The sequence below is a fragment of the Klebsiella sp. 141203 genome (genome assembly GCF_032601985.1).
GTDB classification, from domain to species: domain Bacteria; phylum Pseudomonadota; class Gammaproteobacteria; order Enterobacterales; family Enterobacteriaceae; genus Klebsiella; species Klebsiella aerogenes.
In genome coordinates this window covers 14,156-37,545 of record NZ_JAQIRL010000001.1, presented here as the reverse complement: position 1 = coordinate 37,545, position 23,390 = coordinate 14,156, and the positions used below count along the sequence as shown (strand labels likewise).

The window sequence follows — 23,390 nt, the reverse complement described above, 5'->3', positions numbered from 1 at the left end:
AGCAGGCTTGCCCCGCTGCGGTTTTTTCTTAGTACAACTTAGTGATTCGCTAACGCTTCTTCTGGTTGAGAACGCCCGCCAAACAGCACTACTGCCAACGCCAGCCCGGCAATAATCGCCCCCATCACCGGCACAAAAGCATAACCGAGACCGCCGGAAATCACCGCGCCGCCCGCCGCCGCACCCAACGCGTTACCGAGGTTAAAAGCGCCAATATTCACCGACGATGACAGACCCGGCGCTTCGTGCGCCACGCGCATTACGCGCATCTGCAGCGGCGGAACCACCGCGAAGGTTGCCGCGCCCCACACGACCATGCTGACGGCAGCACCCAACTGCGATTGCGCCAGCAGCGGAATGGCCAACATGATGGCAATCAGTAACAACAGGAACCCTTTCAACGTTCCGGAGACTGAACGGTCGGCAAATTTACCGCCCAGATAGTTGCCAAGTGAGAAACCAACGCCGATTAATACCAGCATGGCGGTAACAAACAGCGGTGAAGCATTGGTAATGGTATGCAGTACCGGAGAAATATAGGTATACAGCGTGAACATCGCCCCGGCGCCCAGCACGGTGGTCAACAGCGCGGAGAGTACCTGAGGACGCATCAACACCGACAGCTCGCGCTTCACGTTCGGACGCTCGCCGGCGCTACCCTTCGGCAGGGAGAACCACAGGCTGACCATCGCAATTAATCCCAGACCCGCCGTGGCGAGGAAAGACATTCGCCAGCCGATGGTTTCGCCAAGCCAGGTAGCCGCCGGTACGCCGCCGATATTGGCAATGGTCAGCCCCATAAACATGGTCGCGACCGCACTGGCCTGTTTGTGTTTTGGCACCACACTTGCGGCAACGACCGAGCCGAGGCCGAAGAACGCGCCATGATTGAGGCTGGTGATAATACGCGACAGCAGTAGCGTCGTGTAATCCGGCGCAATTGAAGAGAGCACGTTGCCGAGGGTGAAGATCCCCATCAGGAAGATCAATGCATTGCGGCGAGCGCGATGCGACAGCAGTAACGTCATTAACGGCGCGCCGACCATCACGCCAATGGCATAGGCGCTAATCAGCATCCCCGCGGCCGGAATAGAAACATCTACGCCTTTGGCGATAACCGGCAGTAATCCCATCGGGGAAAACTCGGTGGTACCGATACCAAAGGCACCGATCGCCAACGCGAGTAAGGGAAAGTTGATTTTCATTCAGAGACTCCATCAGGCCGATTCAGGACTCGGCATTACATCAGAAGCCAAAAGCATGACATCAATCACAGAAAAACAGAAGTAAACGAAATGACAAAAGATTTTTGCAGATTTGCTAATAATGGCGGGATGGGAGGGGAAGCCCCCTCCCTGCTGGAATCAGTGCAGTACCGCGGTCAACGCGGCGGCGACGATCAGACCCAAAACAATAACCGTCGTTGTCAGCGAAAACTTTAAATTTGTGTCCATCAATTTTCTCCCCTGATTATCCCCACATAGAAAGTGAGCTTGCTCATTTTTGCACAAAAATATGCAAAAATCTTCCCGGATTTAGAGTGATGCACATTTTTGCTCTTCCCCTTTGCTTCGAGATAGGACAAAATCCCACGCTAATTTGAAAGCGTATCGGCCATTGACCCCTTCCTGTCGTTCTGTGTCGTTTTCCCAGGTGTTGCAATGTTGAGCATTGTATACAGGGTGTGTATAGGCAAACGTTTACGTATCGATAATCAGACGATCAGGTCAAGGTCTGGAGTGAGAAGTAATGGCAACTATTAAAGATGTAGCGAAACGCGCAAACGTTTCCACTACAACTGTATCACATGTGATTAACAAAACCCGTTTCGTGGCGGAAGAGACGCGCAATGCGGTGTGGGCGGCAATTAAAGAACTCCACTATTCGCCAAGCGCCGTGGCTCGCAGCCTGAAAGTCAATCACACTAAATCGATCGGTTTGCTGGCCACCAGCAGCGAAGCGGCCTATTTCGCTGAAATTATCGAATCCGTAGAAAAGAGCTGCTTCCAGAAAGGCTATACCCTGATTCTGGGCAACGCCTGGAACGATCCGGAAAAACAGCGCGCCTACTTGTCTATGATGGCGCAAAAGCGCGTCGACGGCCTGCTGGTGATGTGTTCCGAGTACCCGGAGTCCGTACTCAGCATGCTGGAAGAGTATCGTCATATTCCGATGGTGGTGATGGACTGGGGCGAAGCCAAGGCGGACTTTACCGACTCGGTTATTGATAATGCCTTTGAAGGCGGCTATATCGCCGGCCGTTACCTGATTGAACGCGGCCATCGCGAAATTGGCGTTATTCCGGGCCCGCTTGAACGCAACACCGGCGCCGGACGCCTGGCAGGCTTCATGCAGGCAATGAAAGAAGCGCATATCAATGTGCCGGAAAACTGGATTGTGCAGGGCGACTTTGAACCGGAATCCGGCTACCGCGCCATGCAGCAGATCCTTAATCAGCAGCATCGCCCAACCGCCGTGTTCTGCGGCGGCGACATCATGGCGATGGGCGCTATCTGCGCCGCCGACGAAATGGGCCTGCGCGTGCCGCAGGACATTTCGCTGATCGGGTATGATAACGTGCGTAACGCCCGCTACTTCAGCCCGGCGCTGACCACCATTCACCAGCCGAAGGACTCGCTCGGGGAAGCGGCATTCAATATGCTGCTCGATCGTATCGTTAATAAACGTGAAGAGTCGCAGTCCATCGAGGTGCATCCACGTCTTATCGAGCGCCGCTCGGTAGCCGACGGTCCGTTCGTCGATTATCGCCGCTAACGCCCTCCTCCGGCGCCGGTTATTCCGGCGCCCGCAACCACTCCCGATTCAACGTTTCGCTGTCGCCAAGATAGTCAAGCAGCCAGCTTAAAGCGGGTGAAGCATCGCTTTGTTGCCAGGTCAGGCAGCAGGCAGCATCCGGGAATGGGTTTTCCAACGTCAAGGCCGTCCACTCCCCGCTATCGATATGCGGGCGGGCGAAATGGCCAGGCACCATCCCGACACATAATCCCGCAGAAAGACAGGTGGCTGAAGATTCCCAGTCCGGCACCACCACCCGCTTCTGGTTATCCAGCAGCCAGGTTGTGCGCTTCGGCAACGAGCGCGAGGTATCTTCGCGCACCAGGGACGGCCAGTTGCGCAACACATCATCGCTGAGCGGCCCATCCATCTGCGCCAGCGGATGGCTACTGGCAACGACACAGTGCCAGTTCAGCATCCCCATATCGCGGAAAGCGTAACGCCCGCCCACCGGAATCGAACGCGTCGCGCCGATAGCTAATTCTACCCGCCCATCGGCTAACGCATCCCAGACGCCGTTGAAAACTTCCTGAAAAACGATCAGTTCGACATCGCTAAAATGGCGATAAAAATCAACGATCATCTGGCGCATACGCGCGGGTTTAACGATATCGTCCACCGCAATGGACAACTGGCCACGCCAGCCGTTAGCAATCTGCTGGCACTGCTGGCGGGTGATCTGCATTTTTTTGATAACAGAACGCCCTTCCTGCAAAAACCAGTGCCCAGCGGGGGTTAGTTCAACATCACGATGGCGACGTTCAAAAAGCGGAACCGCCAGCCACTCCTCCAGTTGTCGCACCGTATAGCTCACCGCCGAAGGAACGCGGTGTAGCTCCTGCGCCGCGGCGCTGAAACTTCCGTTACGCGCTACAGCATCAACCACTTCTAAGGAATATTCAGACCACATATTCTGCCTGCAAAATTTTTGAATGCATGTGACAAATAATAGCGTTTCACAAGGCGGATTACACTCCCTACACTCTGCGGCATCGTACCTGCATCAGTAGAAAGAGAACGTTATGCAACAACCTGGGAAAGGATTTTTAGTGTGGCTGGGCGGCCTGAGCGTGCTTGGCTTTCTGGCCACCGACATGTATCTACCGGCTTTTGCCGCCATTCAGCAAGACCTCAACACCTCTGCCGCATCGGTTAGCGCCAGCCTGAGCTTATTCCTCGCGGGCTTCGCGCTCGGCCAGCTGTTCTGGGGGCCGTTGTCGGACCGCTATGGCCGAAAACCGATTCTGCTCGCCGGGCTGGCTATCTTCGCTCTTGGCTGTCTTGGGATGCTGTGGGTACGCGACGCGACGCTGATGCTGGTACTGCGTTTTGTCCAGGCGATTGGCGTATGCGCCGCCGCGGTGACCTGGCAGGCGATGGTGACCGACTACTATCCAGCCCAGCGCACCAACCGCATTTTCGCGACGATCATGCCGCTGGTCGGGCTCTCTCCGGCGCTGGCGCCGTTACTCGGCAGCTGGCTGTTAGTTCATCTGGAATGGCAGGCTATTTTCGCCACCCTGTTCGCTATCACCTTACTGTTGATGCTGCCGGCTTTTCGTCTGAAGGCGGTGGTCAAACCTGCTGGCGAAACGCCGCAAAAACTCACCTTTATGGCCCTGCTGCGTTCACGTGAATATAGCGGTAACGTGCTCATTTATGCGGCGTGTTCCGCCAGCTTCTTCGCCTGGCTCACCGGCTCGCCGTTTATCCTTCATGAAATGGGTTATGGCCCAACGGTGATTGGTCTCAGCTACGTGCCGCAAACTATCGCCTTCCTGATCGGCGGTTACGGCTGCCGCGCGGCGCTGCAAAAATGGCAGGGTCATCAGATGCTGCCCTGGCTGCTGGTTGTTTTTGCGCTGAGCGTGGCGGCGACCTGGCTTGCCGGAATGCAGGCTCATCCGTCGCTGGTTGCGCTAATGATTCCGTTTTGCATCATGGCGATTGTAAATGGCGGCATTTACCCTATCGTCGTCGCCCAGGCGCTGAAACCTTTTCCACAAGCGACCGGCCGCGCCGCCGCCCTGCAGAATACGCTGCAGCTTGGCCTGTGCTTCCTGGCAAGCCTGCTGGTATCAAGCCTTATCGCCACTCCGCTTCTGACCACCACCAGCGTGATGTTGATTTCCATCGTCCTGGCAGGCATCGGTTTCTGGATGCAGCAACGACGCGTGCAGTTAGTGAACGAATCCTCTCACGCTTGATGATTTTTTAAAGGAAATCCCGGACCAGTCATTAGCCTGCTAATATATTTTTATTGAAAGGCGGTTTTTAGCGGCCTATACTGGATCCGGCATCACATAAATAGAAAGTTTTTTAGATATTAACGGGGGCAGGAAGCAGCCCGTTTCACCATGGAAGGCCTTTCGGCAAGGGTTATCTCCCTTCCTCTGTTCTACGTCGGATAGCACCCTCACGATTTTTTCGTGAGATTTCTCACAAAGCCAAAAAAGCGTCTACGCTGTTTTAAGGTTCTGATCACTTGGGCGTGATGGAGAAGCTATGAGTTCATCGTGTATAGAAGAAGTAAGTGTACCAAACGATGATTGGTACCGGATTGCAGCTGAATTATTGGGCCGTGCCGGAATTGAAATCAATGGTTCCGCACCCTCCGATATCCGGGTAAAAAACCCGCTCTTTTTTAAACGTGTGTTACAGGAAGGGTCTCTCGGATTAGGCGAAAGCTATATGGACGGCTGGTGGGAATGCGAACGCCTGGATATATTCTTTCACAAGGTATTGCGCGCCGGGCTGGATAAGCAACTCCCCCACCATTTCAAAGATACGCTACGTATTGCTGGCGCTCGCCTGTTCAATCTGCAAAGTAAAAAACGCGCCTGGATTGTGGGTAAAGAACACTACGATTTAGGCAACGACCTTTTCCACCGCATGCTCGATCCCTATATGCAATATTCCTGCGGATACTGGAAAGAGGCCGAAAATCTGGAGCAGGCGCAGCAGGATAAATTAGATCTTATTTGTCGCAAACTGCAGCTTGAGCCGGGAATGAAAGTGCTGGATATCGGTTGCGGTTGGGGCGGGCTGGCCTATTACATGGCCAAAAACTATAACGTCAGCGTGACGGGCGTGACTATTTCGGCCGAACAACAAAAAATGGCGCAGGAGCGCTGCGCAGGATTAGATGTCAATATTCTGCTGCAGGACTATCGCGATCTCCATGAGAGTTTTGACCGTATCGTCTCCGTCGGGATGTTCGAGCACGTGGGGCCTAAAAATTACGCCACTTATTTTGAAGTTGTCGATCGCAATTTAAAACCAAACGGTCGTTTTCTGCTGCACACCATCGGCTCAAAAATTACCGATCACAACGTCGACCCGTGGATTAATAAATATATCTTCCCTAACGGTTGCCTGCCGTCGGTACGCCATATTGCCGATGCCAGCGAGAAGCATTTTGTGATGGAAGATTGGCATAACTTTGGCGCCGATTACGACACCACTTTGATGGCCTGGTACGAGCGTTTTCTTGCCAGTTGGCCGGATATTGCCGATAACTATTCAGACCGTTTCAAACGCATGTTTACCTATTATCTGAATGCCTGCGCCGGTGCCTTCCGCGCCCGCGATATTCAGCTCTGGCAGGTCGTCTTCTCGCGCGGTGTTGAACACGGCCTGCGCGTAGCCCGCTAGACTCGCAAAAAAGCCCCCGCAGAAATACGCTTCTACGGGGGCTTTTTTAATTATTCCTCGGCGGTTTTTTGCGCCGCTTCTTTTGCCGCCAGCACGCGCTCCACGGTATCCACCACCGCCTGAGTCTGCGGATCGATTTCGATATTCACTTTATCGCCGAGTTTTTTCACGCCAAGCGTCGTGCGCTGCAGCGTTTCCGGAATCAGGTGCACGCAGAAACGAGTCGGGGTCACTTCACCAACCGTCAGGCTAATACCGTCGACGCCAATGAACCCTTTATACAGGATATATTTCATCAACGCCGGGTCCTGCACCTTAAACCAAATCTGGCGATTATTTTCCGAGGTGAGGATTTTAACGACCTCGGCGGTGGTCATAATATGGCCCGACATCAAATGACCGCCAATTTCATCACTGAATTTCGCCGCTCGCTCAACGTTGACCATATCACCTTCATGGATAGCGCCAAGATTAGTGATACGCAGCGTCTCTTTCATCAAATCAAAGCTGATTCGCGGGCCGTCAATTTCGGTAACGGTCAGGCAACAGCCATTGTGCGCCACCGAAGCACCGGTCTCCAGGCCGTCGAGCATATGCGCCGGCAGCTCCACCACGTGGGTGCGGAAATTCGGTTTCTCATCGATGGACACCACTTTCGCAGTCCCCTGTACAATACCAGTAAACATACTTTGCTCCTGTTGAGAATCGTGACGGTATCATTACCGTTATATATACGCGGAACAATAACAGTTGACCAAACAGGTTGCCAGCGCGCATCGTGCCCCCACCATTTTTTCACTGGCTTAATGGCTAATCCTCGCTACAATAGACTGGAAATTCCTCCTGTATTTTCTTCTTGCTGCCATTTAAGGCGGCTTTTTTAGTCTCAAAATAACAACAATATAAAGGTGTTCACGTGCAGAAGTACTTTATAGAAGCGCGTCAGTTATTAGCATTGGCTATCCCGGTCATTCTGGCGCAGGTCGCCCAGACGGCGATGGGTTTTGTCGATACGGTGATGGCCGGCGGCTATAGCGCAACCGATATGGCCGCCGTGGCTATCGGCACCTCGATCTGGCTACCTGCCATCCTGTTTGGCCACGGTCTGCTGCTGGCGTTAACGCCGGTTATCGCCCAACTTAATGGTTCCGGTCGCCGCGATCGCATCGCCCAGCAGGTACGCCAGGGTTTTTGGCTGGCGGGCTTTGTCTCCGTACTGGTAATGGTGGTGCTGTGGAACGCAGGCTATATCATCAGCTCGATGCACAACATCGACCCACAGCTTGCCGACAAAGCGGTGGGGTATCTGCGTGCTCTGCTATGGGGTGCGCCGGGCTATCTGTTCTTCCAGGTCGCACGTAACCAGTGCGAAGGGCTGGCAAAAACCAAGCCCGGAATGGTGATGGGGTTTATCGGCCTGCTGGTCAACATTCCAGTGAACTACATTTTTATCTATGGTCATTTCGGTATGCCGGAACTTGGCGGCATCGGCTGCGGCGTCGCGACCGCCTCGGTCTACTGGGTCATGTTTGCCAGCATGCTGGCCTGGGTGCGCCGCGCGCGCTCAATGCGCGATATCCGCTGCGCTGAGCGTTTCAGTAAACCTGATTTTTCGGTATTAAAACGGCTGGTACAGCTGGGGTTGCCAATCGCGCTGGCGCTGTTTTTTGAAGTCACGCTGTTCGCGGTTGTGGCACTGCTGGTTTCGCCATTGGGGATTATCGATGTCGCAGGGCATCAAATCGCCCTTAACTTCAGTTCGCTGATGTTCGTTCTGCCACTCTCACTGGCGGCGGCGGTGACCATCCGCGTTGGCTTTCGCCTCGGCCAGGGCTCGACGCTGGATGCCCAGACTTCAGCGCGTACCGGCGTCGGCGTGGGCGTCTGCATGGCGATGATCACCGCGATTTTCACGATCCTGATGCGTAAGCAGATTGCCCTGCTGTACAACGATAACCCGGAGGTCGTGTTACTGGCCTCACAGCTGATGCTGCTGGCGGCGATTTATCAGATTTCCGACTCCATCCAGGTGATCGGCAGCGGTATTCTGCGCGGTTATAAAGATACCCGGTCGATCTTCTTTATTACCTTTACCGCTTACTGGGTGCTAGGCCTGCCAAGCGGTTATCTGCTGGCGCTGACCGATATTGTGGTGCCGCGGATGGGGCCTGCGGGATTCTGGTGCGGATTTATCATCGGCCTGACCTCCGCTGCCATCATGATGATGCTGCGCATGCGCTTCCTGCAGCGTCAGCCGTCAAGCGTGATCCTGCAGCGCGCCGCGCGCTAACCAGAAACGCTAAAAAAAAGGGCAAGCCGATAAAACGGTTTGCCCTTTAATAGCGCTACTTCTCAAGCCATTTGCGCTGCGGCGGCGTATAGCGATGGAATGCGGTTAAAATCTCCTGTACATCATCGCTAAAAGTCAGCATCTCAGCATAGCGGCGGTGCATAAACCCTTCGGCGGCCATTTTTTCCGCCATTGCCTGCAGTGGATTGTAATAGCCGTTCACGTTCAGAAATGCGCAGGGTTTTTCATGAATACCAAGCTGCGCCCAGGTCCACTGTTCAAAAATCTCTTCCAGCGTTCCGGCTCCGCCCGGCATGGCTATGAAGCCGTCAGCCAGCAGCGACATTTTGTTTTTGCGCTCATGCATATTCTCAACGACATGCAGCTCGCTTAATCCGCTATGCGCAATTTCACGCTCCACCAGCCCGCGCGGCATTACGCCAATGACCCGCCCGCCGTGTTCTAATGCGGCGTCTGCCACGGCGCCCATGAGTCCTACTTTACCGCCGCCATATACGAGCTCCACCCCGGCTTGCGCCAGCGCCTTGCCAACCTGTTGCGCGTAAACCTGATAAATCGGGTTTTCCCCGGTAGAAGAACCACAAAAAATGCCAATTGCTTTCATTACTGCGCTCCGTCGTTTATTTGCCGCACACTCTAGCACAAAGTCGGTGAGCGTCTCCCCTGCCAATCCGGGCAGAAAAACGCAACGGAGCAGGAGATTGTTGAAGAAATATCCTTTATCATCAGTAAAATATGGGCGACATGGATAAAAGTTCTGCAAACGCGTCTATTCTGCAAGAAAAGTGACGTTTGCCTCTTGCCACACGGCCTCCCTGCCGTTAATATGCGTCCCCGTTGTCACCACAACATTGCGTTCATAGCTCAGTTGGTTAGAGCACCACCTTGACATGGTGGGGGTCGTTGGTTCGAGTCCAATTGAACGCACCATTTGCGTTTATAGCTCAGTTGGTTAGAGCACCACCTTGACATGGTGGGGGTCGTTGGTTCGAGTCCAATTAAACGCACCATTTGCGTCCGTAGCTCAGTTGGTTAGAGCACCACCTTGACATGGTGGGGGTCGGTGGTTCGAGTCCACTCGGACGCACCATTTCAATCATTATTGATTTGGTGCGCACTTCTCCTATTTCCTCTTGCTTTTATCTATAACGCCATTAGCCGCTGCACCTGAATACTCTCCAGTTTACCCTCCAGTATCGCCAGAAAATCGTCATGATAGGGCATCGCAACGTGCTGTTTCAGATCGTCTTCCGAACGCCAACGCTCAATAAACACAAATGAGATCTTTCCTTGCCGGGAAAGCTGTCTGACATCAAGGATCTCCCGGCTTTCGTGCAGGTCATATTGCAGGCACCCTGCTTCTCTGTGCGTCGGCGGCACCATGGCTAATGCCGCCTCTCTGATGGTATCGATATATTCAGGATGGGGAGTTAGCGTGGCAACAATTTTGACTTCACTCATAAGGTTTCCTCTGGCTCACCGTATTCCCCTGGAGGCTATATCTATCCAGGGCGTGAATTATTCAGCGTAGTGGTGAAGCCAGAATTACGCCAGAGTCCGCGTCAGCGCCCTTTCTCATACACCGTCATGGTAAAGACGACGGGCAACTGACTGAAATTACAATATTCATGTGGCACATCGGTACGTGCTACCGCAGAACACCCTTCAGCCACCTGATATGGGTCATTATTCACCGTCAGGGTGAGTTCTCCCTCGGTCACGTATAGCAGTTCGTAGGTGTCGGCCGGATGCCCCGGTGAACGGAACGATTCGCCAGGCAACATCCGCCACTGCCAGAGTTCAAGCATATCCGGTCCGCTGGTACCGGCCAGCAGCCTGGCACTGCCGCCCTGCTCGCCGCGCCATAATACCGGAATTGCATCACGGTCGATAAGATGAACCATCGGCTCACTGGCAACGTTGACAAACTCCGCCACCGATACCCCCATCGCCGCAGCGATTTTGCACAACAGCGCGATACTGGGATTCGCCCTACATCCTTCGATATCCACCAGCATCCCTTTACTGACGCCGGCGCGACGGGAAAGCTCGTCGAGAGAGATCTTCTTTTCGCGTCGAAACTGCTTAATACGCCGCGATACCGCCTCATTAATGCGGCTTAGATCGTTGCTGTTATCGGTCGTTATATTGACTTTATCGTTCATCGGTCGATATTATGCTCTAAATCAGTCATTACAGGATTATGCAATGTCTCACCCATTACCGTCAATTAGCCCACAGTTAGCCGCGATCGCCCCAGGGTTCCGGGCGCTGAGTATTACCGTCAACGCTGCGCCGCTACGTGATGCTTCTATCGGTGAAGCCGCACTGGCGACAGCCTGTCAGGCGGTATTAGCCGGAGATCCCGCATGGGCGGAGGACCATCTCGCGGCATGGTCTACCGTATTCAAAGCGTTTGGCGCTAAACCGAAACGCACGCCCTGTTCCGCAGAGGCGTTGCGTAAACGCGTACTTCGCGATGGCGACATGCCGGCAATTGACCCGGTCGTTGACCTCTACAATGCCGTCAGCCTGCGGTATGCCGTTCCAGTCGGCGGCGAGAACATCGCCGCCTATTGCGGCGCGCCGCGTCTGGTCATCGCCGACGGCTCTGAGCCCTTTGATACGATGAAGGAAGGCTTAGCCGCCGTTGAATCACCGGAACCGGGAGAGGTCATTTGGCGTGACGATCGCGGCGTGACCTGCCGCCGCTGGAACTGGCGACAGGGTGTTCGTACCCGCCTGAGCGCTCGCGACCCGCAGATGTGGTTTATTCTGGAAAGCCTGCCAGAGATGCCGCTCGAAGCGCTGCATGAGGCCGGCCGCATGCTTACCGGGGGGCTGGAGCAGATGATGCCCGGTTTGAGCCACCAGTCCACGCTAATCAGCCTATAAAGTCAGACACAGGAGCAGGTAATGTCACTATTTTTAACCAGTTTTATCTTTGAGAAGAAAGAGTACGACGATGACTTTTATCAACTGGACGGCGAGATCGAGCGCTATACCCAGTCGCTGGAGGGATTTATCGGTATGGAGAGCTATCATGATGCTGCCAGCGGCCGAATCATCAACAACTACTACTGGCGCGACCGACAGTCTATGGAAATGATGATGAACCATCTGCAACACCAGCAGGCCAAAGCTCAGGGGCAACGCTGGATCGCCGGTTATCAAACCATCGTTGCCGAGATTGAGGGCAGCCACAATATGAACCTGCCCCATCCACTGGCGGAGTATCCACTACGCTATCAAGCACAACATCAGTGATTTTGAACAAGATAGGCAAATTGTTTCGATTTTAAACAATCATCATTGGTTCTATTCTTATCACATCGGAGCAACAGCGCTCCTCACCAAACAAAATCTTTAAGGAATATGACCATGAAATCCATCAAAACTTTTGCTGCAGTTACCGTGCTGTCCCTGATGTCATTCGGTGCTTTTGCCCAGAGCGTGACGGCAACCGCTTCAACCCTCGACCGTGCGGAAGCGAAAATTGCCGCCCAGGCTGCCGAGCAAGGCGCGTCTTATAAGATTACCAGCGCCCAGTTCAATAACCGCGTCTATATGACTGCGGAACTGAGCAAATAATAGTGCGAGTGTGACGCGCCAGGCTTTATCTCTGGCGCGCCGCGCTGCTTTTCAGCTACGACAATGTCGTTGTCCTCTCCACCGATGCTTCAACTACCTGCCACTTGCTCCAGTACCGCCGAGGCCTTTTCCGCTATTTCGGCGCTGACTTTTGTCTCCAGCACGTCAATAAATCCACGCAGCTGCTGCGCCGTCAGCCCGTTGTGCAGGCTAATCGCGTAATGGCTCTTCAGCTGGCTTTCCACGCCTGTTAGTGCGGCCAGCATTGAGATCGTCGCCAGCTCGCGCGTCGGCCAATCCAGGATGTCACGCTGGAAGATATCGCCAAACAGATGCGCCTTCAGATAGCAGTCGATGGCTGGCGCAAAATCAAATAGCGGCCCGCTGACCGTCTGCCCTACCAGTTGTGTCTGATTACGGCTACCGGCCTGCAGGCTATCCCAGTTCTCCGGTAACGGGGCCGCTGTCGCACCCTCGTTATCAATAACGCCTCGCGCCTGGCGCTCGGTTATCACCCTCATCAGGCAGGAGAGCGCATTCAGGCTACGCGGAAAGCCGCAGTAGGCGTACAGCTGCACCAGCGTCTCTTTTAATTCATTTATCGTCAGGCCGGTATCCAGCGCGGTCTCCAGCGCCGAGGCCAATTCCTCGATATTGCCTTCAGCGGCCAGGGCGGCAACCGGGATCAGCGCCTGTTGGCGCGCGTTCAGTGGGTTTTGCATCGTTTGTTCTCCAAACGGAAAGTGTCGACAGGAGAAGACGATTATAGAAAGTTGGCAGGGGGTTGATTAGCCAGGCAAAAACGAACAGACCTATGAGATAGGTTCATGAATGATTTATTACGATGCACAGGGCTTCCTTGCCCTGGGGGGATATTATTCGAAGTAGACTTCCGGGTTTTCCGACAGTGAAACGAAGGTTTTGGTGTCTTTATCCAGCGCGCGAATATCGCCGCTTTCGATATCATAGAACCAGCCGTGCAGACGCAGGGTTTTATCACGCAGGCCAACCGCGACCGATGGATGCGTTTTAATGTTGTTCAACTGGGCAATAACGTTTTCCTGCACCATACCGTTCACTTTATCGGTTTCACTGGCCCAGGTTTTCTTCTCTACCACCGCTTTCGCCGCGTCTGAGTAGCGTAACCAGTGGGAAACGGCAGGCATTGGTTCCAGACACTGGCAGGTGGCGATGGCTTTCATCGCGCCGCAGTTGGAGTGACCGCAAATAACGATATCCGTCACACCGAGGGCGACAACGGCATATTCAATAGTTGCAGACACGCCGCCCGGCTCCGGCCCGAAAGAGGGAACAATATTACCGGCATTACGAATAACGAACAGCTGCCCTGGCTCCTGCTGGGTAACCAGCTCCGGGACCAGGCGGCTATCAGAACAAGAGATGAACAACGCTTTTGGGTTTTGGCTCGACGCCAGGCTGCGGAAGAGCTCTTTGCGTTGCGGGAAAATCTCTTTCTGGAAGTTGAGGAAGCCCTCAATGATATGTTGCATAGCAGTGTCTCTTTTCTCTGTAGTAATTACGATATGACAAAGATCACATTTAGCTAGTGTATCACCGAAGCGCAGAATGGGAATCGTAATTGATAATAGCTGTGCAATAAGCACCCAACCTGCCCGTTGGGTGCTTGCCTCTGTGGGTCTACATAAAGAACTTCACCGCTTGTTGCAAGGTGGTGCCCATTCCCCACAGCAAAGGTATACCGACGGCCAGCCAGCTTAGCGTCAGCAGCAGCGGCGCGGGCGTCGGTTCCCAGCTCAGCTGCGCGTCTTTATTGATAGTATACAGCCCCCTCGCCTGCTGCTGTTGCTCCGCGGTCATGGCATATTTCTGCGGAATCGGCCGAACCAGCTGATTACAAATAAAGCCGATGATAAGCAACCCGGTCAACGCCAGCAGCGTGATGTCATAAATTCTCGCGGGTTCCACGCCTTGCGCCAGCTGGTACTCGCGCAAATAGTTGACCAGCACCGGGCCGCTGATCCCGGCCGCCGACCAGGCAGTCAGCAGACGACCATGGATCGCGCCAACCATTTGTGAGCCAAATACATCGGCAAGATATGCCGGGATGGTCGCGAAACCGCCGCCGTACATAGAGATAATCACGCAGAGCGCACAGACAAAAAACGCCACGTAGCCGCCGTGGTTAATCAACGGCAGTGTGCCGTAAAGGAGGGTTCCCAGAAAGAAGATCAGCGCGAAGGTGGCTTTCCTGCCGCACATATCGGAAACAGAAGCCCAGAAAAAGCGCCCCAGAATATTAAACAGGCTGAGCAGGCCGGTAAATCCCGCCGCCATTGTCGCGATGCGCTTCAGTTGTTCTGCATTGAGTTCCTGCCAGCCCAGATCCAGGGATAGTAGCTTTCCGGCAAAAATCTCCTGCAGCATCGGCGAGGCCATGCCGAGAATGCCAATCCCGGCGGTAACGTTGAGCCACAGCACCAGCCACAGCAGCCAGAATTGCGGGGTACGCCACGCGACGCTGACGTGAACCTGAATGGTTGGCTGTTTGCTGATGGCTTGCTGCGCCTTCGCGCCGTGCGGATGCCAGCCCATTGGCGGCAGACGGTAACCAAAAGTGCCGCAGAGCATGAACAGCGCATAAATCACCGCCAGCGCCAGGATGCTTTGCCATACCCCACTTTCCTGACCATCGGCGAAAAAATTGATCAGCCAATTCGCCAGCGGCGCCCCCACCAGCGCCCCGCCGCCGAAGCCCATGATCGCCATTCCCGCGGCCATCCCTCGCTTATCAGGGAACCAGCGCAACAGCGTTGAGACCGGCGAGATATAGCCAAGCCCCAGGCCAATGCCGCCAATGACGCCGGCGCCCAACCACAGTAGCCACAGCTGATGAAAATAGATTGCCGCGGTCGCCAGCAGCAGGCCGCCGCACCAGCAGAGGGTGGCGACAAAACTCACCAGACGCGGGCCAACCTTCTCCAGCCAGCTTCCCCAGAGCGCCGCGGAGCAGCCGAGAAAAACGAAGAATAGCGTATAGGTCCAGCCGAGCAGGGAAATTTTCCAGTCGCACTGGCGGGTAACCAGTTGCTGCCAGAATGACATATCGACCGGACACTGCAGCGGCGCGCTGCCGCCGATCAGCTGCGACATTGGCAGCCAATAGACGGAAAAGCCGTAGGCCATACCAATGCACAAATGCACCGCCAGCGCCGCGGGTGGGACCAGCCAGCGGTTAAATCCAGGTTTAGCAATAATGCGGGGCTTAGCAAAAAAACGACTCAACGATGAAACGGGCGGAGTCGCGAGATTCTCATTTATCTGCACCATGTTCCTGTCCTTATCATGTTTGTTTGCCGGCTATCGCAGCAGCCGATGGCAAACGGTAAAGGCAAGAACAATGCCAGCCGCTGAAAAAACGAACAGAAAATGGTGACTGAAGCGAGCAAGCAGAGCGGATAAGGACTAACGAGATGAAGTTCAAAGGCGTAAAAAAAGAGAAAATCAGCGGTAGTGATTTTCTCTTTTCCGCGTATAAGGGCATTTTCGTTGCCAGATCAATAACGATCGGCGATTTTGATAAACGTTGCTCTCAGAGTGATACGGCTTATCAAACCCCGACCAGCTCATACTTTTTGATTTTGCGATACAGCGTCGCAATGCCGATCCCGAGCTCATCGGCGGCCTGCTTTTTATTGCTATAGCGCGTCAGGGCGTCGCGGATCATCTGTTTTTCCATCTCCTCCAGCGCCGTTCCCCCCTCTTCTTCTTTCGCAACGCTGGCTGGCGCTGCCCGGGTGCTTTCCCGCTCGGTGACTTTGCCGCTGCTGATAAGATTTGGCGGCAGCAGAGAAAGATCAATCACCTCGCCGGAGGGAACCACGTTAACCAGATACTCCATCAGGTTACTCAGCTCGCGAATATTGCCCGGCCAGCGGTAGTTCTTCAGTAAGGCGATGACTTCCGGGGACACGCCGGGATAGACCAGCTCCAGCCGACGGGTGTGCAGATGCAGGAAATAGTGAATCAGCAATTCGATATCATCCTGACGCTCGCGCAGCGGCGGCAGGCGCAGTGGGATGACATTAAGCCGATAGAACAGATCCTCGCGGAATTTCCCTTCGGCAATGAACTGCTCAAGGTTCTGGTTGGTGGCCGAAATAATGCGGATATCGACCGGTACAGGGTGGCTGGCGCCCACCGGCTGAATTTCGCGCGATTCAATCGCCCGCAGCAGCTTGGCCTGCAGGGTTAATGGCATATCGCCGATTTCATCAAGAAACAGCGTGCCGTGATTAGCCGCCTGAATCAGACCGGTCTTACCGTTGGCCGAGGCCCCGGTAAATGCGCCTTTGACATAGCCAAAGAGCTCGCTCTCCAGTAGCTGCTCGGGGATGGCCGCGCAGTTGATCGCGATAAAAGGCTTCGCCTGTCGGTCGCTCAGCTTATGCACCGCGCGAGCGACCACCTCTTTGCCGGTCCCACTTTCACCGACGATCATCACGCTCGACGGGCTTGGCGCCACGCGGGTAATCAGTTTTTTCAGCTGACGCATTGGCCGACATTCGCCAACCATCTGTTCAATCTGCGGGCCATCCTGCGGTGGCGCCAGATCGGCTGACGAATGCGACTGGTGGAAGGCCATTAAGAACAGCCATTGATCCTGAATAGCGTGCAGCTGACCGATAATCAGTTCTTTCTTATCATCAAATGAAATCACGTGCTGAACATGGCCGCGAATAAAATTTTGCGCAAAAGTCAGCGGACGAAAATGAATAGTTTTGCCAATCATACTGCCGTGATTCGCGCCAAGGATTTTCATCGCCGCCTGATTGGCAAATTTAATTTTTTGATCCTGGCTAACCACCAGCACGCCTTGATCCATGTTTTCAATCATGGTGGAAAACATTTTAAGCATATTGTCTCCCCCACCCTGGTCTTCTAACAGGCGGGAGACGAATATTGAAGAAACGTGGCGTACATAATCTGAGAACTCGTGGAGGTTGTCATTAATGCGCTCCTGCTGTTCGCGAGTTAAGGCGACCAGACTAATAACCCCGACACACTGTTCCTGATAAATCACCGGGGTACCCAGAAATGCCTTCTCTTTACAGTTCTCTTTATTGGTACAACCTTTACACAAGGGATCAAAACGCGAATGAGTTACGACCTTTTCTTTTTTTGTTTCTATTATGTAACGTAAAAGTCGCGAATCTGTATTTAATTTTCGCCCCAGGAATTTACCGTAGGCGCCGGTACCGGCGACCCGGCACAGCGTATTGTCGACAATCTCGACTTCGAGTTGTAACACGCTGGAGAGCATGCGGGCAAAACGTTGAATCGTTGGCTGAATCTGCATTAAAACGGATAGCGAATTGGAGGGAATCATAATTGACCTTTTAATATCAGTAGCCGAAAGAGAATGCTGAAGATCGACTCTTTTTATTCTGCGTTTATCATACTACCGCCGGCCGACCTGAAAAAAGGTGCCAACCCTGCGCTTTTTTACAGCTTAAAGAAAATATGGAAGAGGTATCACATTTTCCTCTCAATATGATAATCCGCAGGTCAAAATTATCATTTTGGTGACAAACTCATCGTCGCAGATCGATATCTACGCTTGTCTGATGGCTCAAATTTAATTTGCCGTAACAACTGGCAAATGAATTTCATTTCCATCAAGTGAGCGTTATAAGCCATTTTTCGTGACCCGCCTCGCATAATTTCCGGCTTTCCTGCCCAGCCACCGTGACTCAATTATAACTGGCACGCTTATTGTTAGTGGTAATACAGCGCTGGCCGTCGCCACTTACATCAATGTCATTTCGACTGCACAGCAATCAATAAGCCGTCATTCACTACCAGGATCGAAATATGAAAACTGTTAACGAACTGATCAAGGATATCAATAAGCTCAACTCTAACCTGCATGAAAAAGACTTTTTGCTGACGTGGGAGCAATCGCCGGACGAGCTGAAGCAGGTACTGGATGTCGCCGCGGCGTTGAAAACGCTGCGGGCGGAAAACATCGCGACCAAAGTTTTTAACAGCGGACTGGGTATTTCGGTCTTTCGCGATAACTCGACCCGCACCCGCTTCTCTTATGCCTCGGCGTTAAACCTGCTCGGCCTGGCGCAGCAGGACCTCGACGAAGGCAAGTCGCAGATCGCCCACGGTGAAACGGTACGTGAAACCGCCAATATGATCTCCTTCTGCGCTGACGCTATCGGTATCCGCGACGATATGTATCTCGGCGCCGGCAACGCCTATATGCGTGAAGTCGGCGAAGCGCTGGATGACGGCCACAAACAGGGCGTACTGCCGCAGCGCCCGGCATTAATTAACCTGCAGTGCGACATTGACCATCCGACGCAGGCGATGGCCGACCTGGCCTGGCTGCGTGAGCACTTCGGCTCGCTGGAAAATCTGAAAGGTAAAAAAATTGCCATGACCTGGGCCTACTCACCAAGCTACGGCAAACCGCTTTCCGTTCCGCAGGGGATTATCGGCCTGATGACCCGCTTCGGTATGGACGTCACCCTCGCCCATCCTGAGGGCTACGATCTGATCCCGGATGTTATCGAAGTGGCGAAGAAAAACGCCGCGGCTTCCGGCGGCAGCTTCCGTCAGGTCACCGATATGGCGGAAGCCTTTAAAGACGCCGATATCGTTTACCCGAAATCCTGGGCGCCATACAAAGTGATGGAACAGCGCACCGAGCTACTGCGCGCCAACGATCATGACGGGCTGAAAGCGCTGGAAAAAGCCTGTCTCGCCCAGAACGCCAATCACAAGGACTGGCACTGTACCGAAGAGATGATGAAGCACACCAAAGACGGTGACGCGCTGTATATGCACTGCCTGCCGGCGGATATTACCGGCGTCTCCTGCGAGGAGGGCGAAGTCACCGAAGCGGTGTTCGAGAAATACCGTATCGCCACCTATAAAGAGGCCAGCTGGAAGCCATACATCATCGCCGCCATGATCCTCTGTCGCAAATATGCCAAACCCGGTCAGTTGTTGGAGCAACTGCTACAGGACGCGCAAAAACGCATCAAATAACTTCGCGAGCCGGTCTGCGGGCCGGCTTCCCCGACTCCAAAGAAGGATAAGGACAGAATATGTCTGCTTTTTCGCTGAAAATGGATATTGCCGACAACCGTTTCTTTACCGGTGAAACTTCGCCGCTGTTCTCTCGTCAGCAGGCGCAACAGGCGCGCCATTTTCATCAAAAAATCGCCGGTTACCAACCGACGCCGCTGTATGCCCTGAAGGAACTGGCGACGCTGTTCGGCGTAAAGAACATCCTGGTAAAAGATGAATCCCAGCGCTTTGGCCTCAACGCCTTCAAAATGCTCGGCGGCGCCTACGCCATCGCTCAACTGTTGTGCGAAAAATACCATCTCGATATTAACGCTTTCTCGTTTGATACCCTCAAATCCACCATCAAAGAGAAGATGACTTTCGCCACGACCACCGATGGCAACCACGGGCGCGGCGTCGCCTGGGCCGCCCAGCAGCTAGGGCAAAACGCGGTGGTGTATATGCCGAAAGGGTCAGCGCAGGAACGCGTGGATGCCATTTTGCGCCTCGGCGCGGAATGTATCGTTACTGATATGAACTACGACGATACCGTGCGTTTTACCATGCAAACCGCACAGAAAAACGGCTGGGAAGTGGTACAGGACACCGCATGGGAAGGTTACACCAAAATCCCGACCTGGATTATGCAAGGTTACGCCACCCTCGCCGATGAAGCGGTAGAACAGATGGCGGCGATGGGCATTGCTCGCCCTACCCACGTCTTCCTGCAGGCCGGTGTCGGCGCGATGGCAGGCGGCGTGCTCGGCTATCTGGTCGACGTCTTCGGCGCCCGCGATTTGCACTCGGTGATTGTGGAACCTGAACTGGCGGACTGCATCTATCGCTCCGGGGTAAAAGGCGACATCGTCAACGTCGGCGGCGACATGGCCACCATCATGGCAGGACTGGCCTGCGGCGAACCTAATCCGCTGGGCTGGGAAATCCTGCGCAACTGCGCCACCCAATTTATCTCCTGCCAGGATGCCGTGGCCGCCCTCGGTATGCGCGTACTCGGTAATCCTGTCGGCAATGACCACCGGGTTATCTCCGGGGAATCCGGCGCCGTCGGGCTCGGAACGCTGGCCGCCGTCCACTTCCATCCCGAGCGCCAGGCGCTAATGAACAAGCTGGGGCTTGATACTCACTCCGTGGTGCTGGTCATCAGCACTGAAGGCGACACCGACGTGCAGCATTACCGCGAGGTCGTCTGGGAAGGCAAGCTGCCGGCAGCACAATAAACGTTCAACTTATTCAACATATTCATCCCGCGAAGCGGGAAACCAGGACCGGAGAGTTAATTCATGGCTAAGCACATTCCTTTCAAACTGATTGTCGAAAAAGCAAACCACTACCAGCAGGATATGACCCGCTTCCTGCGCGATATGATCGCCATCCCCAGCGAAAGCTGTGACGAAAAACGCGTCGTGCATCGTATTAAAGAAGAGATGGAAAAAGTCGGCTTCGATAAAGTCGAGATCGACCCGATGGGCAACGTGCTGGGCTATATCGGCCACGGCCCGCGACTGGTCGCCATGGACGCGCATATCGATACCGTTGGCATCGGTAACATCAAGAACTGGACCTTTGACCCCTATCAGGGAATGGAAACCGAAGAACTGATCGGCGGGCGCGGCGCGTCTGACCAGGAAGGCGGGATGGCGTCGATGGTCTACGCTGGAAAAATCATCAAAGATCTCGGTCTGGAAGATGAATATACCCTGCTGGTGACCGGTACCGTTCAGGAGGAAGATTGCGACGGTCTGTGCTGGCAGTACATCATCGAACAGTCCGGCATTCGCCCGGAATTCGTGGTCAGTACCGAGCCAACAGATTGCCAAATCTATCGCGGCCAGCGCGGGCGTATGGAGATTCGTGTCGATGTCCAGGGGGTCAGCTGCCACGGCTCGGCGCCAGAGCGCGGCGATAATGCGATTTTCAAAATGGGGCCGATTCTTAACGAGCTGCAGGAGCTCTCCCATAACCTGGGCAACGATGAGTTCCTGGGTAAAGGCACCCTCACCGTTTCAGAAATTTTCTTCACCTCGCCAAGCCGCTGCGCGGTTGCCGACAGCTGCGCGGTCTCTATCGACCGCCGTCTGACCTGGGGCGAAACCTGGGAAGGCGCGCTGGATGAAATCCGCGCCCTGCCTGCCGTGCAGAAGGCCGGCGCCGTGGTCTCAATGTACAACTATGAGCGTCCGTCATGGACCGGGCTGGTTTATCCAACGGAATGCTACTTCCCGACCTGGAAAGTGGAAGAGGATCATTTCACCGTGCGCGCGCTCAGCAACGCTTATGAAGGGCTGTTCGGTAAAGCGCCGGTGGTCGACAAGTGGACCTTCTCCACCAACGGCGTTTCCATCATGGGCCGTCACGGCATCCCGGTTATCGGTTTCGGTCCGGGTAAAGAGCCGGAAGCCCATGCGCCAAATGAAAAAACCTGGAAACAGCATCTGGTGACCTGCGCCGCGATGTACGCCGCAATCCCGCTGAGCTGGCTGGCAACGGAGTAAGTTCGTTCGGTTATTCCTCCCGCCGCGCGTCGGCGGGAGTCTGGAGTTTTTATGCGCGTACTGATTAAAAACGGCATCGTGGTCAACGCCGACGGCCAGGCAAAACAGGATCTGCTGATTGAAAACGGCCTGGTCAGCCAGCTCGCCGAACGGATAACCCCAACCGAACCTTGCCAGACTATCGATGCCGCAGGTTGCTATGTCATGCCCGGCGGCATTGATGTTCATACTCATTTTAATATCGATACCGGGCACGCCCGCAGCTGCGATGATTTCTTCACCGGCACCCGCGCCGCCGCCTGCGGCGGTACCACCACTATCGTCGACCATATGGGCTTCGGCCCCGCCGGCTGCCGCCTTCGTCACCAGCTAGAGGCCTATCACGGCTATGCCGCCTACAAAGCGGTGATCGACTACAGTTTTCACGGCGTTATCCAGCATATCAACCATGCCATCCTCGATGAAATCCCGATGATGGTTGAAGCCGGGATTAGCAGCTTCAAGCTCTACCTGACCTACCAGTATAAGTTGAACGATGATGAAGTGCTTCAGGCGATGCGCCATCTCCACCGCGCCGGCGCACTAACCACCGTTCATCCGGAAAACGACGCCGCTATCGCCCGTAAACGGGCCGAATTTCTGGCGGCTGGTAAAACCGCGCCGCGCTACCACGCCCTTAGCCGCCCGCTGGAGTGTGAAGCGGAGGCTATCGCGCGAATGATCAACCTCGCCCAGCTCGCCGACAACGCGCCGCTGTATATCGTTCATCTCTCCAACGGCCTGGGGCTGGATTATCTGCGTCTCGCCCAGCGGCGGCACCAGCCGGTGTGGATTGAAACCTGTCCACAATATCTGCTGCTTGACGACCGGTGCTATGAACGCGAAGACGCGCTGGGATATCTGTTAAGCCCGCCGCTGCGCAACGCCAGCAACAATGATGCGCTGTGGTGTGGTATCGCCGATGGTTCGATCGACGTGGTGGCGACCGATCACTGCGCTTTCTCGATGGCCCAACGCCAGCAGCTCTCCGGCGGCGATTTCAGCCGCTGTCCGAACGGCCTACCGGGGGTGGAAAACCGCCTGTTGCTCATGTTTTCCCACGGCGTCATGACCGGGCGGATCTCAGCGCAGCGTTTCGTCGCGCTAACCAGCGCCACTCCCGCGAAGCTATTTGGCCTGTGGCCGAAAAAAGGACGATTAGCGCCCGGCGCAGACGGCGATGTCGTCATTATCGACCCGCAGCGCACCACCACGATCCGCCATGAGATGTTGCATGACAACGCCGACTATTCACCCTGGGAGGGCTTTATTTGCCAGGGCGCGATTCGCCAGACCTTATCGCATGGTCGGGTCATTTTTGATAATGGCACCTTTACCGGCAGCGCTGGCCAAGGGCGCTTCTTACGCCGCGATCCCTTTTCTACCGCTCACCTTCCGGTCAGCGGAACCACATCTTAAGTGAG

At 54.6% G+C, this 23,390-nt stretch carries 22 protein-coding genes and 3 tRNA genes; 14 read left to right on the top strand and 11 right to left on the bottom strand.

What is annotated here, in order from left to right; translation table 11 throughout:
* Positions 1-38: 38 nt before the first annotated feature.
* Together PGR29_RS00180 and PGR29_RS00175 are read right to left on the bottom strand one after the other, a co-directional pair.
* Positions 39-1,205, bottom strand: coding sequence for an MFS transporter (locus tag PGR29_RS00180; RefSeq protein ID WP_087858469.1), 1,167 nt, complete (start codon positions 1,203-1,205; stop codon positions 39-41).
* 159 nt (positions 1,206-1,364) lie between these two features.
* Positions 1,365-1,454, bottom strand: coding sequence for a YnhF family membrane protein (locus tag PGR29_RS00175; protein ID WP_032705726.1), 90 nt, complete (start codon positions 1,452-1,454; stop codon positions 1,365-1,367).
* Between the two features lie 295 nt (positions 1,455-1,749).
* On the opposite strand from PGR29_RS00175, the gene purR reads away from it, so the two are divergent.
* A complete protein-coding gene (gene purR / locus PGR29_RS00170) occupies positions 1,750-2,775 on the top strand; it encodes an HTH-type transcriptional repressor PurR (protein WP_015366884.1) in 1,026 nt (341 codons plus the stop codon).
* 19 nt (positions 2,776-2,794) lie between these two features.
* Here purR and punR read toward each other — a convergent pair whose 3' ends face one another.
* Entirely contained in the window at positions 2,795-3,706 is a 912-nt protein-coding gene (punR, locus tag PGR29_RS00165; RefSeq protein ID WP_087858468.1) for a DNA-binding transcriptional activator PunR, read from the bottom strand.
* 112 nt (positions 3,707-3,818) lie between these two features.
* Between punR and punC the strand changes: the two genes are divergently transcribed.
* Together punC and cfa are read left to right on the top strand one after the other, a co-directional pair.
* Positions 3,819-5,003 (top strand): purine nucleoside transporter PunC, encoded by a 1,185-nt coding sequence (gene punC, locus PGR29_RS00160; RefSeq protein WP_308958302.1) that lies wholly within the window; start codon positions 3,819-3,821, stop codon positions 5,001-5,003.
* Between the two features lie 298 nt (positions 5,004-5,301).
* Positions 5,302-6,450 carry a cyclopropane fatty acyl phospholipid synthase gene (cfa, locus tag PGR29_RS00155; protein ID WP_015705219.1) on the top strand — a complete coding sequence of 383 codons (1,149 nt, stop codon included), beginning with the start codon at positions 5,302-5,304 and terminating at the stop codon, positions 6,448-6,450.
* A gap of 50 nt (positions 6,451-6,500) precedes the next feature.
* Here cfa and PGR29_RS00150 read toward each other — a convergent pair whose 3' ends face one another.
* A complete protein-coding gene (locus PGR29_RS00150) occupies positions 6,501-7,136 on the bottom strand; it encodes a riboflavin synthase subunit alpha (protein WP_087858466.1) in 636 nt (211 codons plus the stop codon).
* 230 nt (positions 7,137-7,366) lie between these two features.
* On the opposite strand from PGR29_RS00150, the gene mdtK reads away from it, so the two are divergent.
* Positions 7,367-8,740, top strand: coding sequence for an MdtK family multidrug efflux MATE transporter (mdtK, locus tag PGR29_RS00145; RefSeq protein ID WP_087858465.1), 1,374 nt, complete (start codon positions 7,367-7,369; stop codon positions 8,738-8,740).
* Between the two features lie 55 nt (positions 8,741-8,795).
* Here the strand turns inward: mdtK and PGR29_RS00140 are convergent, their stop codons facing one another.
* A complete protein-coding gene (locus PGR29_RS00140; RefSeq protein WP_047058352.1) occupies positions 8,796-9,365 on the bottom strand; it encodes a TIGR00730 family Rossman fold protein in 570 nt (189 codons plus the stop codon).
* A 249-nt stretch (positions 9,366-9,614) separates the two neighbouring features.
* Here PGR29_RS00140 and PGR29_RS00135 point away from each other — a divergent pair.
* The 3 genes from PGR29_RS00135 to PGR29_RS00125 all read left to right on the top strand — a co-directional run bounded on the left by PGR29_RS00135 (position 9,615) and on the right by PGR29_RS00125 (position 9,851).
* Positions 9,615-9,691, top strand: a tRNA-Val gene (locus PGR29_RS00135).
* Between the two features lie 3 nt (positions 9,692-9,694).
* A tRNA-Val gene (locus PGR29_RS00130) sits at positions 9,695-9,771 on the top strand.
* A 3-nt stretch (positions 9,772-9,774) separates the two neighbouring features.
* A tRNA-Val gene (locus PGR29_RS00125) sits at positions 9,775-9,851 on the top strand.
* 53 nt (positions 9,852-9,904) lie between these two features.
* On the opposite strand, the gene PGR29_RS00120 is transcribed toward PGR29_RS00125, so the two are convergent.
* Together PGR29_RS00120 and PGR29_RS00115 are read right to left on the bottom strand one after the other, a co-directional pair.
* Positions 9,905-10,222: a putative quinol monooxygenase gene (locus PGR29_RS00120; protein WP_113374665.1), complete on the bottom strand. Its 318-nt coding sequence runs from the start codon at positions 10,220-10,222 to the stop codon at positions 9,905-9,907.
* Positions 10,223-10,323: 101 nt separating this feature from the next.
* Positions 10,324-10,926, bottom strand: a complete 603-nt coding sequence (locus PGR29_RS00115) for a cupin domain-containing protein (protein WP_087858464.1) — start codon at positions 10,924-10,926, stop codon at positions 10,324-10,326.
* A gap of 43 nt (positions 10,927-10,969) precedes the next feature.
* Here PGR29_RS00115 and PGR29_RS00110 point away from each other — a divergent pair, with 43 nt between their 5' ends.
* The 3 genes from PGR29_RS00110 (at position 10,970) to PGR29_RS00100 (ending at position 12,352) form a co-directional block, all read left to right on the top strand.
* Positions 10,970-11,656 carry a B3/B4 domain-containing protein gene (locus PGR29_RS00110; RefSeq protein ID WP_113374664.1) on the top strand — a complete coding sequence of 229 codons (687 nt, stop codon included), beginning with the start codon at positions 10,970-10,972 and terminating at the stop codon, positions 11,654-11,656.
* Between the two features lie 21 nt (positions 11,657-11,677).
* On the top strand, positions 11,678-12,028 hold the full coding sequence (locus PGR29_RS00105; RefSeq protein ID WP_032711514.1) for an antibiotic biosynthesis monooxygenase family protein: 351 nt from the start codon (positions 11,678-11,680) through the stop codon (positions 12,026-12,028).
* Between the two features lie 114 nt (positions 12,029-12,142).
* Entirely contained in the window at positions 12,143-12,352 is a 210-nt protein-coding gene (locus tag PGR29_RS00100) for a YdgH/BhsA/McbA-like domain containing protein (RefSeq protein ID WP_015366896.1), read from the top strand.
* Between the two features lie 89 nt (positions 12,353-12,441).
* Here PGR29_RS00100 and PGR29_RS00095 read toward each other — a convergent pair whose 3' ends face one another.
* The 4 genes from PGR29_RS00095 to PGR29_RS00080 form a co-directional block, all read right to left on the bottom strand.
* Positions 12,442-13,116 carry a carboxymuconolactone decarboxylase family protein gene (locus PGR29_RS00095; RefSeq protein ID WP_410477024.1) on the bottom strand — a complete coding sequence of 225 codons (675 nt, stop codon included), beginning with the start codon at positions 13,114-13,116 and terminating at the stop codon, positions 12,442-12,444.
* 111 nt (positions 13,117-13,227) lie between these two features.
* Positions 13,228-13,863 (bottom strand): carbonic anhydrase, encoded by a 636-nt coding sequence (locus PGR29_RS00090; RefSeq protein ID WP_015366898.1) that lies wholly within the window; start codon positions 13,861-13,863, stop codon positions 13,228-13,230.
* Between the two features lie 148 nt (positions 13,864-14,011).
* Entirely contained in the window at positions 14,012-15,661 is a 1,650-nt protein-coding gene (locus PGR29_RS00085) for an OFA family MFS transporter (protein ID WP_316423813.1), read from the bottom strand.
* Between the two features lie 280 nt (positions 15,662-15,941).
* Entirely contained in the window at positions 15,942-17,720 is a 1,779-nt protein-coding gene (locus PGR29_RS00080; RefSeq protein ID WP_316423812.1) for a sigma-54-dependent Fis family transcriptional regulator, read from the bottom strand.
* Between the two features lie 485 nt (positions 17,721-18,205).
* Here PGR29_RS00080 and ygeW point away from each other — a divergent pair, with 485 nt between their 5' ends.
* From ygeW to hydA, 4 genes are all read left to right on the top strand, one after another.
* Positions 18,206-19,393, top strand: coding sequence for a knotted carbamoyltransferase YgeW (gene ygeW, locus PGR29_RS00075; RefSeq protein ID WP_015366901.1), 1,188 nt, complete (start codon positions 18,206-18,208; stop codon positions 19,391-19,393).
* Positions 19,394-19,452: 59 nt separating this feature from the next.
* Entirely contained in the window at positions 19,453-20,652 is a 1,200-nt protein-coding gene (gene dpaL / locus PGR29_RS00070; protein ID WP_087858457.1) for a diaminopropionate ammonia-lyase, read from the top strand.
* A 63-nt stretch (positions 20,653-20,715) separates the two neighbouring features.
* Complete coding sequence (locus PGR29_RS00065; protein ID WP_213794725.1) at positions 20,716-21,927, top strand: YgeY family selenium metabolism-linked hydrolase; 1,212 nt, start codon at positions 20,716-20,718, stop codon at positions 21,925-21,927.
* A gap of 51 nt (positions 21,928-21,978) precedes the next feature.
* A complete protein-coding gene (gene hydA / locus PGR29_RS00060; RefSeq protein WP_316423811.1) occupies positions 21,979-23,385 on the top strand; it encodes a dihydropyrimidinase in 1,407 nt (468 codons plus the stop codon).
* The last annotated feature ends 5 nt before the right edge of the window (positions 23,386-23,390 follow it).

What these genes read in the sequence shown, in the direction of transcription:
- PGR29_RS00080 (WP_316423812.1), bottom strand. Translation starts at nt 17,720, where the DNA reads ATGATTCCCTCCAATTCGCTATCCGTTTTAATGCAGATTCAGCCAACG.
- PGR29_RS00175 (WP_032705726.1), bottom strand. Translation starts at nt 1,454, where the DNA reads ATGGACACAAATTTAAAGTTTTCGCTGACAACGACGGTTATTGTTTTG.
- punC (WP_308958302.1), top strand. Translation starts at nt 3,819, where the DNA reads ATGCAACAACCTGGGAAAGGATTTTTAGTGTGGCTGGGCGGCCTGAGC.
- PGR29_RS00140 (WP_047058352.1), bottom strand. Translation starts at nt 9,365, where the DNA reads ATGAAAGCAATTGGCATTTTTTGTGGTTCTTCTACCGGGGAAAACCCG.
- purR (WP_015366884.1), top strand. Translation starts at nt 1,750, where the DNA reads ATGGCAACTATTAAAGATGTAGCGAAACGCGCAAACGTTTCCACTACA.
- cfa (WP_015705219.1), top strand. Translation starts at nt 5,302, where the DNA reads ATGAGTTCATCGTGTATAGAAGAAGTAAGTGTACCAAACGATGATTGG.
- PGR29_RS00105 (WP_032711514.1), top strand. Translation starts at nt 11,678, where the DNA reads ATGTCACTATTTTTAACCAGTTTTATCTTTGAGAAGAAAGAGTACGAC.
- dpaL (WP_087858457.1), top strand. Translation starts at nt 19,453, where the DNA reads ATGTCTGCTTTTTCGCTGAAAATGGATATTGCCGACAACCGTTTCTTT.
- ygeW (WP_015366901.1), top strand. Translation starts at nt 18,206, where the DNA reads ATGAAAACTGTTAACGAACTGATCAAGGATATCAATAAGCTCAACTCT.
- PGR29_RS00150 (WP_087858466.1), bottom strand. Translation starts at nt 7,136, where the DNA reads ATGTTTACTGGTATTGTACAGGGGACTGCGAAAGTGGTGTCCATCGAT.
- hydA (WP_316423811.1), top strand. Translation starts at nt 21,979, where the DNA reads ATGCGCGTACTGATTAAAAACGGCATCGTGGTCAACGCCGACGGCCAG.
- PGR29_RS00085 (WP_316423813.1), bottom strand. Translation starts at nt 15,661, where the DNA reads ATGGTGCAGATAAATGAGAATCTCGCGACTCCGCCCGTTTCATCGTTG.
- PGR29_RS00090 (WP_015366898.1), bottom strand. Translation starts at nt 13,863, where the DNA reads ATGCAACATATCATTGAGGGCTTCCTCAACTTCCAGAAAGAGATTTTC.
- PGR29_RS00115 (WP_087858464.1), bottom strand. Translation starts at nt 10,926, where the DNA reads ATGAACGATAAAGTCAATATAACGACCGATAACAGCAACGATCTAAGC.
- PGR29_RS00065 (WP_213794725.1), top strand. Translation starts at nt 20,716, where the DNA reads ATGGCTAAGCACATTCCTTTCAAACTGATTGTCGAAAAAGCAAACCAC.
- PGR29_RS00180 (WP_087858469.1), bottom strand. Translation starts at nt 1,205, where the DNA reads ATGAAAATCAACTTTCCCTTACTCGCGTTGGCGATCGGTGCCTTTGGT.
- PGR29_RS00120 (WP_113374665.1), bottom strand. Translation starts at nt 10,222, where the DNA reads ATGAGTGAAGTCAAAATTGTTGCCACGCTAACTCCCCATCCTGAATAT.
- PGR29_RS00110 (WP_113374664.1), top strand. Translation starts at nt 10,970, where the DNA reads ATGTCTCACCCATTACCGTCAATTAGCCCACAGTTAGCCGCGATCGCC.
- punR (WP_087858468.1), bottom strand. Translation starts at nt 3,706, where the DNA reads ATGTGGTCTGAATATTCCTTAGAAGTGGTTGATGCTGTAGCGCGTAAC.
- PGR29_RS00100 (WP_015366896.1), top strand. Translation starts at nt 12,143, where the DNA reads ATGAAATCCATCAAAACTTTTGCTGCAGTTACCGTGCTGTCCCTGATG.